9 protein-coding genes are annotated in these 13,002 nt (G+C 33.7%); 7 read left to right on the forward strand and 2 right to left on the reverse strand.

All coding sequences use genetic code 11. From position 1 onward, the window contains the following. Window positions 1–11: 11 nt before the first annotated feature. A complete protein-coding gene (locus tag ACFFVB_RS13210; protein WP_382383441.1) occupies window positions 12–728 on the forward strand; it encodes a hypothetical protein in 717 nt (238 codons plus the stop codon). On the opposite strand, the gene ACFFVB_RS13215 is transcribed toward ACFFVB_RS13210, so the two are convergent. Next, window positions 729–1,256 (reverse strand): DUF8685 domain-containing protein, encoded by a 528-nt coding sequence (locus tag ACFFVB_RS13215; RefSeq protein WP_382383442.1) that lies wholly within the window; start codon window positions 1,254–1,256, stop codon window positions 729–731. Window positions 1,257–1,424: 168 nt separating this feature from the next. On the opposite strand from ACFFVB_RS13215, the gene ACFFVB_RS13220 reads away from it, so the two are divergent. From ACFFVB_RS13220 to rlmH, 6 genes are all read left to right on the forward strand, one after another. Beyond that, window positions 1,425–2,084 carry a DUF937 domain-containing protein gene (locus tag ACFFVB_RS13220; protein WP_382383443.1) on the forward strand — a complete coding sequence of 220 codons (660 nt, stop codon included), beginning with the start codon at window positions 1,425–1,427 and terminating at the stop codon, window positions 2,082–2,084. A 196-nt stretch (window positions 2,085–2,280) separates the two neighbouring features. After that, window positions 2,281–5,112: an excinuclease ABC subunit UvrA gene (gene uvrA / locus ACFFVB_RS13225; RefSeq protein WP_382383444.1), complete on the forward strand. Its 2,832-nt coding sequence runs from the start codon at window positions 2,281–2,283 to the stop codon at window positions 5,110–5,112. Between the two features lie 13 nt (window positions 5,113–5,125). Next, complete coding sequence (locus ACFFVB_RS13230; RefSeq protein ID WP_382383445.1) at window positions 5,126–5,815, forward strand: LOG family protein; 690 nt, start codon at window positions 5,126–5,128, stop codon at window positions 5,813–5,815. A 131-nt stretch (window positions 5,816–5,946) separates the two neighbouring features. Then, a complete protein-coding gene (locus tag ACFFVB_RS13235; RefSeq protein WP_382383447.1) occupies window positions 5,947–8,778 on the forward strand; it encodes a M1 family aminopeptidase in 2,832 nt (943 codons plus the stop codon). A gap of 175 nt (window positions 8,779–8,953) precedes the next feature. Next, a complete protein-coding gene (locus ACFFVB_RS13240) occupies window positions 8,954–11,365 on the forward strand; it encodes an alpha-ketoacid dehydrogenase subunit alpha/beta (RefSeq protein WP_382383449.1) in 2,412 nt (803 codons plus the stop codon). Between the two features lie 47 nt (window positions 11,366–11,412). After that, window positions 11,413–11,886 carry a 23S rRNA (pseudouridine(1915)-N(3))-methyltransferase RlmH gene (gene rlmH, locus ACFFVB_RS13245; RefSeq protein ID WP_382383450.1) on the forward strand — a complete coding sequence of 158 codons (474 nt, stop codon included), beginning with the start codon at window positions 11,413–11,415 and terminating at the stop codon, window positions 11,884–11,886. 16 nt (window positions 11,887–11,902) lie between these two features. Here the strand turns inward: rlmH and ACFFVB_RS13250 are convergent, their stop codons facing one another. After that, complete coding sequence (locus ACFFVB_RS13250; RefSeq protein ID WP_382383451.1) at window positions 11,903–12,910, reverse strand: DUF4421 family protein; 1,008 nt, start codon at window positions 12,908–12,910, stop codon at window positions 11,903–11,905. Window positions 12,911–13,002 lie beyond the last annotated feature (92 nt).

The following is a 13,002-nucleotide window of genomic DNA, read 5'->3' on the forward strand; positions in this document are numbered from 1 at the left end:
AAATCATCTATATGTCTCCAAAGAAAATCGTTAAAATCGTTGCCGGAATTATAATATTCTTCACCTTACCTAGTCTCTTGTTTTTTGGGTATTTATATTTTAAACATAACGAAGATTTACCTGAAGTTACACCTAGCGAGGCTGCCGATGTTGTAGCACAAAAAATGCTAGATACCTTAGATTACGATGCCTACAAAAACACCAACTATATTGAATGGACATTTAATAATCGTCATCATTATAAATGGAAAAAGAATGAAGACTTCTGTGAAGTGTATTGGAAAGATATTAAAGTAGACTTAAACATAAACGCTCCAAATTCAAGTACTGTTTTAGTTAGTAAAGACACATTAAATACAGCCGATTCTAAGGAATACATTGAAAAAGCTGTCGAATATTTCAACAACGACTCCTTCTGGATTGTTGCGCCCTACAAGGTTTTCGACGCAGGCACAACCCGAAGTTTAGTACCTCTAGAAAACAACAAAAAAGGCCTTTTAATTTCTTATACATCTGGAGGAAGTACACCTGGCGATTCGTATATGTGGTTATTAGATAAAGACAATAAACCTACCGCTTTTAAAATGTGGGTTTCTATTTTACCTATCGAAGGTTTAGAAGCATCTTGGAGCAATTGGACGACTACAGAAACAGGAGCTCAGCTTCCTGAGTTTCATAAATTATTGTTTTTAGGTTTAGAAATTACAGGTATTAAAACAGCCATGTAACTATTTACTTTTCTGTACAACAAACTGCTGATCTTTTGACTTAAACAACACATTAAAAGTTGTTAAGCTTCCATAAATTAGAGTAATGTATTGCTGTAGATCTACTTTTTCTTGTGGATCCAGTTTACTTGAATTTACTTTTTGTTCCATCACACGTATGCGATCTCTAACCATGATTATTTTACTAAAGAATGACTCTATAGGAATTACTTTTTCTTGAAGATTCGCATCTCCAGGCGTTAACACTAAAGTTCCCCCTTTCCATTTATCGGCAATAGGAACAATTTCACTCACATCGCTATATGTCTTCAAAATATGCTTTAAACTGCGTTCAATATCATAAAAACTAACTGTATCTAAATCTTGAGAATCAGTTGCTTCAATAATATCAAATCCGGCATCATGTGCTATGGTTTCTAATCCGTTTTCAATAAAAGTCACCCAATATTCCGTAGATGTTACATTCGTAACGACTCCTTTTCCAAATTCAGAATGATCTATTCTCGATCCGGTGGCTAAAATGTTCATATTTTAAGCAAGAATAGTAAATTTATCATTAAAAACTTCTAGGAATATATGCTGTATTTATCATTCCAATAAAAGAGTAATCGTACACTCTTATTCAAAAACACAGTCAAAATTCAATTTCAGAAGATTAAATTTACTAATTTTGATCAAATAACTAACCGAATTGACATGGATAACGATTTATTAAAATCCTTGAATAATTACATTACTCCAGACTTAATTACACAAGCATCAGACACTTTAGGAGAAACCGAATCTAATGTATACAAAACGATGTCTAGTGCTATTCCAACCCTCTTAATTGGACTTCTTAACAAATGTAAAGACATCACAACAATGGATATGATTATGAGTCTTGTAAACAGCAACGACCTCGACACATCCGGAGTACTTTTAGATTTACCTAGATCGCTTTCAAGCGACAGAAAAAAATCTACAGTAGAAGCAGGAACAACCATGCTTAATCTACTTTTTGGAAACAAACAATCAGGTTTATTTGATATTTTAGGAGGTGCTTCGGGAGTAAAAAAGACTTCCGTATCACGCATTATGCTCATGACAGGCCCTATGATTCTTGCTTATATACGAAAATCAGGATATACTTTAGACACCTTGAAAATAGCACTTCTTTTTCAAGAAGACGAGATTATAAAAAATGTACCTGCCGAGTTACCAGGGTTTCTTAAACAAGGGCAATATGTGAAACCTGAAAAAAAGGCAAGGGTAAGAACAAATAAAAAAAAGAAAAAAGAAGCGCCTAAAACCAAATGGATTTTACCTTTTTTAATTTTTATAGCTTCATTATTAATTTTATACATTATGAGTTAATTTAAACAAAACCAGATAATAATCAAAAAGCTGATGCGTAATGCATCAGCTTTTATTTTTTGACTAATTTAAAAAGTTACCCAGATTGATTCCTTTGTTTTAAGTTAAATGAGCATCATATATTTAACACTATACTAAGACAGAACAGACTTCCTTTTTCATCTGAAATTCTGTATATTTGAAGCTTTGCATTTCTATGAGCAATTTCGAAGAATTTATTGAAGTTAAAGGTGCCAGAGTGCACAACTTAAAAAATATAGACGTTTCTATTCCTAGAGACAAGCTGGTGGTAATTACTGGTTTATCGGGAAGTGGGAAATCGTCTTTAGCTTTCGACACTATTTATGCCGAAGGCCAACGCCGCTATATCGAAACATTTTCTGCCTATGCCCGTCAATTTTTAGGTGGATTAGAACGTCCTGATGTCGATAAAATTGATGGACTTTCGCCTGTAATCGCTATAGAACAAAAAACAACGAGTAAATCGCCACGATCTACCGTTGGAACCATCACAGAGATTTACGATTTTTTACGTCTCCTTTATGCGAGAGCTAGTGATGCCTATAGTTATAACACCGGCGAACAAATGGTGAGTTATAGCGACGAGCAAATCAAAGAATTAATTATAAAGGACTATCAGGGGAAACGAATAAATATACTCGCTCCTGTTATTCGATCTCGAAAAGGACATTATCGTGAATTATTCGAACAAATCGCTAAACAAGGTTTTGTAAAAGTAAGAGCAGATGGAGAAATTCGTGACCTTGTAAAAGGCATGAAATTAGACCGTTATAAAGTACATGATATTGAAATAGTTATCGATCGTTTAAAAATTGATGACACTGCAGATAATGACAAGCGTCTTTCTGAAACTATAAATACAGCTATGTATCATGGGGACGATGTATTAATGGTTATCGATCAAGATACTCAAGAAGCCCGTTATTTTAGCCGTTTACTTATGTGTCCGTCTACAGGAATTTCATATCCGAATCCTGAACCTAATAATTTTTCGTTCAACTCTCCTAAAGGGGCTTGTCCGAAATGTAATGGTATTGGGCAATTATATCAGGTAAATGAATCTAAAATAATTCCGGATCCAAAATTATCGATTAAAGCAGGTGCTTTGGCTCCACATGGACCAGAAAAAAATAGTTGGATTTTTAAACAATTACAACTTATTGCACAGCATTTCGATTTTAATATGACCGATGCTTATAAAGATATTCCAGAGGCTGCTAAGCAGATGATTTTATATGGTGGTAAAGAAAAGTTTTCTGTAGAAAGCAAAACTTTAGGCATTACGCGCGACTATAAAATAGATTTTGAAGGTGTTGCTAATTTTATTGAAAGTCAGTTTGAAAATGCACAGACGACCACTTTAAAACGTTGGGCTAAAGATTACATGGACAAAGTAGACTGCGGAGAATGTGGTGGAACACGTCTAAGAAAAGAATCTTTATACTTTAAAGTTAACGGTTTAAATATTGCCGAATTAGCAAATAAAGATATTAGCGATTTATCGGTTTGGTTTAAAAATATAAATACAGAATTATCGAATAAGCAACTTCAGATTGGTGAAGAGATTATAAAAGAAATCACCACACGTCTTCAGTTTTTATTAGATGTTGGTTTAGATTATTTGTCGTTAAACCGAGGCTCTAAATCACTTTCTGGAGGAGAAGCACAACGTATCCGATTGGCAACGCAAATTGGGTCCCAACTCGTTGGTGTACTTTATATTTTAGATGAACCTAGTATTGGTTTACATCAGCGAGATAACGAAAAATTAATTAATTCGTTAGTCGCCCTTCGTGATGTTGGGAATTCTGTTATTGTGGTAGAACACGATAAAGACATGATAGAACGTGCCGATTACGTAATTGATATCGGACCAAAAGCGGGACGTTATGGTGGTGAAATAATTAGTGAGGGTACGCCTGCCGAATTATTAAAGCAACATACCTTAACAGCAGATTACTTAAATGGCACTAAGAAAATTGAAATTCCTAAAAAACGTCGAGAAGGTAACGGTGAGTTTTTAACTCTAAAAGGCTGTACAGGAAATAATTTAAAGAATGTTAGCATTTCAATTCCATTAGGAAAAATGATAGGTGTTACAGGTGTTTCAGGAAGTGGAAAATCGACTTTAATTAACGAAACCCTCTACCCTATTTTAAATGCCTATTATTTTAATGGTGTTAAAAAACCAATGCCTTATAAAAGCATAAAAGGTTTAGAGCATTTAGACAAAGTTATCGATATTAATCAATCGCCTATTGGAAGAACACCACGAAGTAATCCGGCAACTTACACTGGTGTCTTTGGTGAAATTAGAAGCTTATTTGCTAAGATTCCAGAAGCCATGATTCGAGGTTATAAACCGGGACGTTTCAGTTTTAATGTTAAAGGCGGACGTTGTGAAACGTGTCAAGGAGGAGGTTTACGCGTAATTGAAATGAACTTTTTACCAGACGTTTATGTAGAATGCGAAACTTGCCAAGGGAAACGTTTCAATAGAGAAACTTTAGAAATTAGATATAAAGGAAAATCGATTAGCGATGTGCTAAACATGACAATTAATGATGCCGTTCCGTTTTTCGAGAACATTCCTAAAATTCATAAAAAGGTAAAAACCATCCAAGATGTGGGATTGGGATATATCACACTTGGGCAACAAAGCACGACCCTTTCGGGAGGAGAAGCACAACGTATAAAATTAGCTACAGAATTAAGTAAACGAGATACCGGAAATACGTTCTACATATTAGATGAACCTACTACAGGGCTTCATTTTGAAGATATTCGTGTCCTAATGATTGTGCTAAACAAACTCGCAGATAAAGGAAATACTGTTCTAATCATTGAACATAATCTAGATGTTATAAAAACTGTAGATCACATTATCGATATCGGTTACGAAGGTGGAAAAGGTGGTGGAAAAGTGATTGTAGAAGGTACGCCTGAAGAAGTCGCAAAACACAAAAAAAGTTACACAGCGAAATTCCTTAAAAAGGAATTAGAATAAAAATTATATTATTATGACTAAAAAACAACATCCAAAAGGTTGGAATGAAATAAAAACAAACGATTCATGGGCGATTTTTAAAATCATGGGTGAGTTTGTAAGCGGATTTGAAAAAATGAGTACCGTTGGGCCTTGCGTTTCCATTTTTGGGTCGGCAAGAACTAAACCAGAAGATAAATATTACTTATTAGCAGAACGCGTTGCCAATAAAATTGTAGATGCAGGTTACGGTGTAATTACTGGTGGCGGACCAGGAATTATGGAAGCGGGAAATAAAGGCGCTCATTTAGGTGGCGGGACTTCTGTTGGACTAAATATAGAACTGCCTTTCGAGCAGCATGACAATCCGTATATCGATGCTGATAAAAGCTTAGATTTCGATTACTTTTTTGTTAGAAAATTAATGTTCGTAAAATATTCTCAAGGCTTCGTAGTGCTTCCTGGAGGTTTCGGAACGTTAGACGAATTGTTTGAATCTATCACATTAATTCAGACTGGAAAAATAGAACAATTCCCTATTATTTTAGTTGGGAAAGAATACTGGGAAGGTTTAATCGATTGGATTAAAGCGACTATGCGAGACAAACACAAAACCATTAGCCCAAAAGACTTAGATTTAATTCACCTAGTAGACACTGAAGATGAAGTGGTTGAAATACTTAACGAATTCTACGACGAGTCTAATTTTAGCTTAAATTTTTAACACAATTAAAGTGCATAAATTAGTTTAAAAATCTATCTTTCAAACGCTATCACATTATATTGGCATTACGATATAAAGCAATAGCGTTTGAACGCTATTAAATTGTACAATTCAAAATTTAAAACCCTACATTGAGATTACAACATACTTGCTTCATTATTTTTATTTTAATAAATATGGTTGTTTATGGTCAGAATAAAATTGACGTAAAAGCCACCTTCGATGTCGCGACTAAACAAATTAGTATTTCTCAAACTATTCAATATAAAAACACCACTCAAGATACGCTTCATGCCATTTATTTAAACGATTGGCCTAATAGTTATTCTACAAAAACAACACCTTTAGCAAAGCGGTTTACAGAAGAGTATAAAACGAATTTTCATTTTGCAAAAAGTCAAGATCGCGGCTACACCGTAATAACTAGCATTACTAAAAACAACACTAATCTAGACTTTACTCATATTAAAGATCATCCGGATGTTTTAAAAATTAAACTCCCAACGCCACTCCAAGGAGGAGAAACATACAACATCCACTTAAACTATATTGTACAAGTACCTAACGATAATTTTACACGTTACGGTTGGACGAGTACAAACGATTTTAATTTAAGATATTGGTATATCACACCGGCGGTTTACGATGGTTCATGGAATTATTATAGTAATAAAGATTTAGACGATCTTTATATTCCTGCTTCCGACATCAATTTAGAAATTGAATTTCCGAGTTATTACACTTTAATTTCCGAGCTAAAAACAACGAATACTAGAATAGAAGAAGGCAACACTATACTTTCGTTAACGGGTAAAAACAGCGTAGACTCGAAGTTGTTTCTAACCAAAACGTCAGATTTTAACACCACCGGAAATGATTCTTTTTCAATAGTTACAAATATTAACGAAGAAAAATTAAATGACCTAGAACGGATTATAATCACAGATAAAATTATAACGTTTATAACCGATAATTTTGGTAATTATCCGAATGACAAATTACTGCTTACTGAAATTGATTATAAAAAAAATCCGATTTATGGTCTAAATCAATTACCCAACTTTATTCGACCTTTTCCTAATCATTTTCAATATGAATTAAAACTAATTAAAACCGCATTAAACAATTATTTTGAAAACATGTTGCTTATAAATCCGAGAACGGATTATTGGCTTAACGATGGTTTGCAAGTGTATTATTTAATGAAATATGTCGACGAATATTATCCGAATATGAAGCTTTTGGGGACACTTTCAAATGTTTGGGGCTTACGTTCTTTTCATGCTTCTCAGCTTCAGTTTAATAATCAGTATACCTTTTTATATATGCATATGGCGCGTTCTAATTTAGATCAGCCATTATCTATGCCTAAAGATTCATTAATAAAATTCAACTCAAATATAGCGAACAAATATAAGGCCGGCTTAGGGTTAAAATATTTAGAAGACTACTTAAACGACGATGTTGTTCAGAACACCATAGACAGTTACATCTCTTTACACAAGCAAAAACAAACTTCTACAAAGGATTTTGAAACCCTTTTACGCTGCAACACAGACAAGGATATCGATTGGTTTTTCACAGACTATATAAGTACTCGAAATAAAATAGATTATAAAATTAAAGGTTATGATGTGGTTGGAGATTCATTAGAAATCACCATTAAAAACAAAAGAAAAAACAGCATGCCTATCTCTTTATTCGGTCTGCAAAACGATAGTATCGTATATAAAACTTGGATTAATAACATTACAGATACAGAAAAAATAAGTATCCCAAAGGACAGTATCGATAGGCTGGTTTTAAATTACGATATGGCTGTTCCTGAATTTAATTTAAGAGATGATTGGAAGTCTTTAAAAGGATTCAGTTTCAACAATAAACCATTACAATTTAGGTTGTTTAAAGATATCGAAGACCCTTATTACAATCAAGTGTTTTTTATGCCTGATTTCACCTATAACTATTACGATGGATTTGCTCCGGGTATCCGTTTATATAATAAAACAGCGCTTCCAAAAGAATTTTTGTACAGCATCCGACCACGATACGCGATTAAAAGTAAACAGCTTATCGGAAACGTAAGTCTGAGTTACACCCATCGATTAGAAGATAAAAATCTGTATTTTATTCGGTATGGTTTTTCTGGTGAATATTCTAATTACGCCCCAGACCTATCTTATACCTCATACGCGCCCTTCGTTCAGTTTCGCTTTAGAAACAATGACGATTTTAGAGATAATAAGCATCAATATTTATCTCTTAGATACATTAGTATCTCTAGAGAAGACGACCCCACAAATCAATTCGATAAAGAAGGACAGCCAGATTACGATGTTGTTAATATGCGATACGGAAATATCGATCCGAATTTAAAAAACCACATTACAGGATTTACAGACTTGCAGTTAGCCAAAAATTTTGGTAAAATCGCTGTGAATTTTGAATACAGAAAACTTACTGAAAACAACAGAAATTACAATCTTCGTTTTTTTGCAGGAACTTTTTTATACAATAACACGTACGGCACCACCGACTATTTTAGTTTTGCTTTGGATAGACCAACAGATTATCTTTTCGACTACAACTATTTAGGACGTTCGGAAGAAAACGGACTTTTAAGTCAAGAATTAGTTTTGGCAGAAGGTGGATTTAAATCAAAATTAGATCCTGCTTTTGCAAATCAGTGGATGACCACCCTAAACGCAGGAACAACACTTTGGAAATATCTTGAAGTATATGGAGATGCTGGTTTAGTAAAAAATCACGGACAATCTCCTAAGTTTGTTTACGATACAGGATTCCGCTTAAATTTAATTACCGATTACTTCGAATTATATTTCCCGGTTTACTCCAATTTAGGATGGGAAGTGTCACAGCCCCAATACGCCGAAAAAATTAGGTTTATTGTAACCTTATCTCCAAAAACATTATTAGGATTATTCACGAGACGATGGTATTAAACACTAAAATTGTTTAGTAGATTAGCAATAAATTTAGTGTATTCTAATAATTCTATATTTAAGCTATCAGAATCACAGGTTTTACTAGAAATTCTATATTCCATTAAGTACCATTTACATTGTAATAACCATTTTATTTCCATAAATTTGTTGTGAATTCAATCCAAAAATCCCCATGCAAATAGAACCCGAAACTATGAAAGGACTTTCTTTTGAAGATTTTAAAGCCGAAGTTTTAAAAGATTACAAAATTGCAGTTACCTCTCGAGAGTGTAGTTTACTTGGTCGTAGAGAAGTACTTACAGGCAAAGCAAAATTCGGAATATTTGGAGACGGAAAAGAAGTCGCTCAATTAGCCATGGCTAAAGCATTTAAAGACGGAGATTTCCGTTCTGGTTACTATCGTGACCAAACCTTTATGATGGCTATTGGTGAGCTTACAGTAGAGCAATTCTTCTCTGGACTTTATGCCAATACAAACATCGAGGTAGAACCTATGTCTGCTGGTAGACAAATGGGAGGCCATTTTGCTACGCACAGTTTAGATAAAAATGGGAATTGGAAAAATCTTACAAAACAAAAAAACTCCAGTGCAGACATCTCGCCTACAGCAGGACAAATGCCACGTCTTTTAGGATTAGCGCAAGCTTCTAAAATTTATAGACATGTAAAAGGTATTTATACTAAAAACTTTTCGGATAACGGAAACGAAGTCGCTTGGGGAACTATCGGTAACGCAAGTACTAGTGAAGGTGTGTTTTTCGAAACTATAAATGCTGCTGGTGTATTACAAGTACCAATGATTATAAGTGTTTGGGATGATGAATACGGTATTTCTGTTCATGCAAAACACCAAACAACAAAAGAAAATATTTCTGAAATTCTAAAAGGATTTCAGCGTGAAGAAGGTAGTAATGGTTACGAAATTTTACGTGTTCAAGGTTGGGACTACCCTACTCTAATTGAAACATATCAAAAAGCAAGTAAAATTTCTAGAGAACAACATGTACCTGTATTAATTCATGTTAATGAACTTACTCAGCCTCAAGGGCACTCAACATCTGGATCTCACGAACGTTATAAGAGTAGTGACCGTTTAGCATGGGAAATTGCAAACGACTGTAATACCAAAATGCGAAAATGGATTATTACTAACGGTTTTGCAACAGAAGAGGAATTAACAGATTTAGAAAAAGCAGTTAAGAAAGCAGTTAGAGTTGGTAAAAAAACGTCTTGGTCTCAATTTGTTGAGCCTATAAATAAAGATAAAGCCGATATCTTAAACATCTTAAAACTAGTTGCTAATAAAAGTGTAAATAAAGTATTTATATTAAAACTCGTTAAGGACCTCGAAACTATAGACGAGCCTGTTAAACGTGATATTATTGTAGCTGCTCGTAAAACATTACGCTACATTATCGACGAAAACACCCCTGAAAAAGATAGACTTTTACTTTGGATCGATAAATATTTCGAAAAAGTGCAGCCCGATTATAGCTCTCATTTATATAGTGAAGGCAATAAGTCTGTAAAATATATAGCAGAGGTTAAACCTATTTATGCGGAAAATGCCGAGAATGTAGATGGACGTTTAATTATTAGAGATAATTTTGATGCCATATTTAGCAAATACCCTGAAAGTCTAATCTTTGGAGAAGATTCTGGAACTATCGGAGACGTTAACCAAGGTCTTGAAGGGATGCAAGAGAAATATGGCGAATTACGAGTTGCAGATGTTGGAATCCGTGAATCCACAATTATTGGTCAAGGTATAGGAATGGCTATGCGTGGTTTACGTCCGATTGCAGAAATTCAATATTTAGATTACTTAATGTATGCGATTCAAATTATTAGTGACGATTTAGCGACATTACAATACAGAACAAAAGGACGCCAAAAAGCACCTTTAATTATACGTACCCGTGGACACCGTTTAGAAGGAATTTGGCATTCAGGCTCTCAAATGGGTGGAATCATTAATTTAGTACGTGGTATTCATGTTTTGGTTCCTAGAAATATGACTAAAGCCGCTGGTTTTTACAATACGTTGTTAGAATCTGACGAGCCTGCATTAATTATTGAATGTTTAAACGGTTACCGATTAAAAGAAAAGAAACCTGCAAATTTTGGTTTGTTTAAAACACCTATCGGCGTTGTTGAAACAGTTCGCGAAGGATCGGATATTACATTAGTCTCTTATGGTTCTACCTTACGCATTGTAGAGCAAGCTGCTAAAGACTTGATGGAAGTTGGTATTGATGCAGAAGTAATCGATGTACAATCCCTTTTACCTTTTGACGTGAATCATGATATTGTAAAAAGTGTTGAAAAAACCAATCGTTTATTAATTATAGATGAAGATGTTCCTGGAGGAGCTTCTGCATATATATTAAATGAAGTTTTAAATACTCAAAATGGTTACCAATATTTAGATAGTAAGCCGAGAACATTAGCCGCAAAACCACACCGTCCTGCTTATGGTACCGATGGGGATTATTTCTCTAAACCATCTTTAGAAGATATATTTGAAACCATTTATCAGATTATGCATGAAACTAATCCTAGTAAATACGCTAAATTAAGATAGAGTTTATCCGTTTTAACATTCATATTAATTCCTTTTTTTAAAGCATTATGACCATTAAATTATTGGCCATCGGAAAAACCGACAATAAACTTTTACAAGGTTTAATTGACGATTATCAGAAACGTCTAGGATTCTATATCAAATTTGAATTTGAGATTATTCCCGATTTAAAAAAGGTTAAAAATCTGAGTGAAGATCAACAAAAGCAAAAGGAAGGCGAACTAATCTTAGGGAAGTTAAATGCCACGGATGTTCTAATTCTTTTAGATGAAAATGGGAAACAAATGGATTCCGTTGGGTTTTCTAACTACCTTCAGAAACATATGAATTCTGGGATTAAGCAATTGGTATTTGTAATTGGTGGACCTTATGGTTTTTCAGCAGATGTTTACACCAAAGCACTAGGAAAGATATCACTTTCTAAAATGACATTCTCACATCAAATGATTCGTTTATTTATCATAGAACAAACGTATAGAGCGTTCACTATACTTAAAAATGAACCGTATCATCATAGATAAGATTCAGCAAATAATCTTATTTATAATACACCGTACGTTTACCTGAACCTATTTTGTATCCAATTGCAAGTTTAGCCTTAGTTAGATTAAATTTATAATTGTTTTGATATCCAAGATCTGTAGAATACACACCTCCACCATAAATTAAACTCAAGTAATACCGCTTTGTATTATACCCCATAGCAAAGGTATAATCCATTTTATAAATCATAGGTTTAGAAGGCCTATAAGTACCATGTTCCAAAGTAACATGTTTGTGCATAATACCAATCCCTGGCATAATATTACATGATGCTGTAAGATTATAAGGCAATTTAAAAACAGACATCACACCTGCTAAAACACCAATAGCACTACTATTATAACGCTTTATATGTGCAGATTCGTTAAAATAATCGTCATTCGGATCTTCTAAAATATTTCCGCCAGCAGAAAAGTAATCGTAAAAACCAAAAGCTCCAAAACCACCGGTTATATATACTTTCCGATCCAAATTATCTACTCCAGCTTTAAGCATAGAATAAGAAAATTCAATATCAGGGATGGTATGTAATACATTAAATCCTACAGTAACCGATTTAATATCGTCACGAAACACAAAAGGTTCATCAAAATTGTTTCTCACATTAAAACCACGATACGTTTGGACATAAAAATTAACATAATTCTTCTTACCTAAGATGGTTGTTCCTTGCATATCGAACCGTTTGGTAATATTTTCTTTATTCGTTTTCAGATTAAAAGCAATATCGATTAACAGTTTACTGCTTGCAAAACCAAAACCTAAACCAAATTTATTGTTAGGAACATAACGTGATTTAAAGCCATCTTCATTTTTAATCCGAAATTGCTTAACCTTATAATTACTAAAAAGACGCAACGAGTAGTTATCTAGATTATGATCTATAAAGACTTTATCTATTAACTTCCAAACATCTAAAGAATCTAAATTCTTTATAACTTGAGATTGCACCGTAAAGGAAGTCGACAGCAATAGTAGTAAAATGACAATTCTTTTAATCATATATCGATCTGCCAAACTTATCAATTCTATTTATCTACTTTGGAAGAGTGCATAAAAATACATTAATTCCAACAACTAGCAATTCCTGTTTT

Source organism: Formosa undariae (assembly GCF_042427615.1).
Lineage (GTDB): Bacteria > Bacteroidota > Bacteroidia > Flavobacteriales > Flavobacteriaceae > Formosa > Formosa undariae.

What these genes read in the sequence shown, in the direction of transcription:
- ACFFVB_RS13210 (WP_382383441.1), top strand. Translation starts at nt 12, where the DNA reads ATGTCTCCAAAGAAAATCGTTAAAATCGTTGCCGGAATTATAATATTC.
- ACFFVB_RS13215 (WP_382383442.1), bottom strand. Translation starts at nt 1,256, where the DNA reads ATGAACATTTTAGCCACCGGATCGAGAATAGATCATTCTGAATTTGGA.
- ACFFVB_RS13220 (WP_382383443.1), top strand. Translation starts at nt 1,425, where the DNA reads ATGGATAACGATTTATTAAAATCCTTGAATAATTACATTACTCCAGAC.
- uvrA (WP_382383444.1), top strand. Translation starts at nt 2,281, where the DNA reads ATGAGCAATTTCGAAGAATTTATTGAAGTTAAAGGTGCCAGAGTGCAC.
- ACFFVB_RS13230 (WP_382383445.1), top strand. Translation starts at nt 5,126, where the DNA reads ATGACTAAAAAACAACATCCAAAAGGTTGGAATGAAATAAAAACAAAC.
- ACFFVB_RS13240 (WP_382383449.1), top strand. Translation starts at nt 8,954, where the DNA reads ATGCAAATAGAACCCGAAACTATGAAAGGACTTTCTTTTGAAGATTTT.
- rlmH (WP_382383450.1), top strand. Translation starts at nt 11,413, where the DNA reads ATGACCATTAAATTATTGGCCATCGGAAAAACCGACAATAAACTTTTA.
- ACFFVB_RS13250 (WP_382383451.1), bottom strand. Translation starts at nt 12,910, where the DNA reads ATGATTAAAAGAATTGTCATTTTACTACTATTGCTGTCGACTTCCTTT.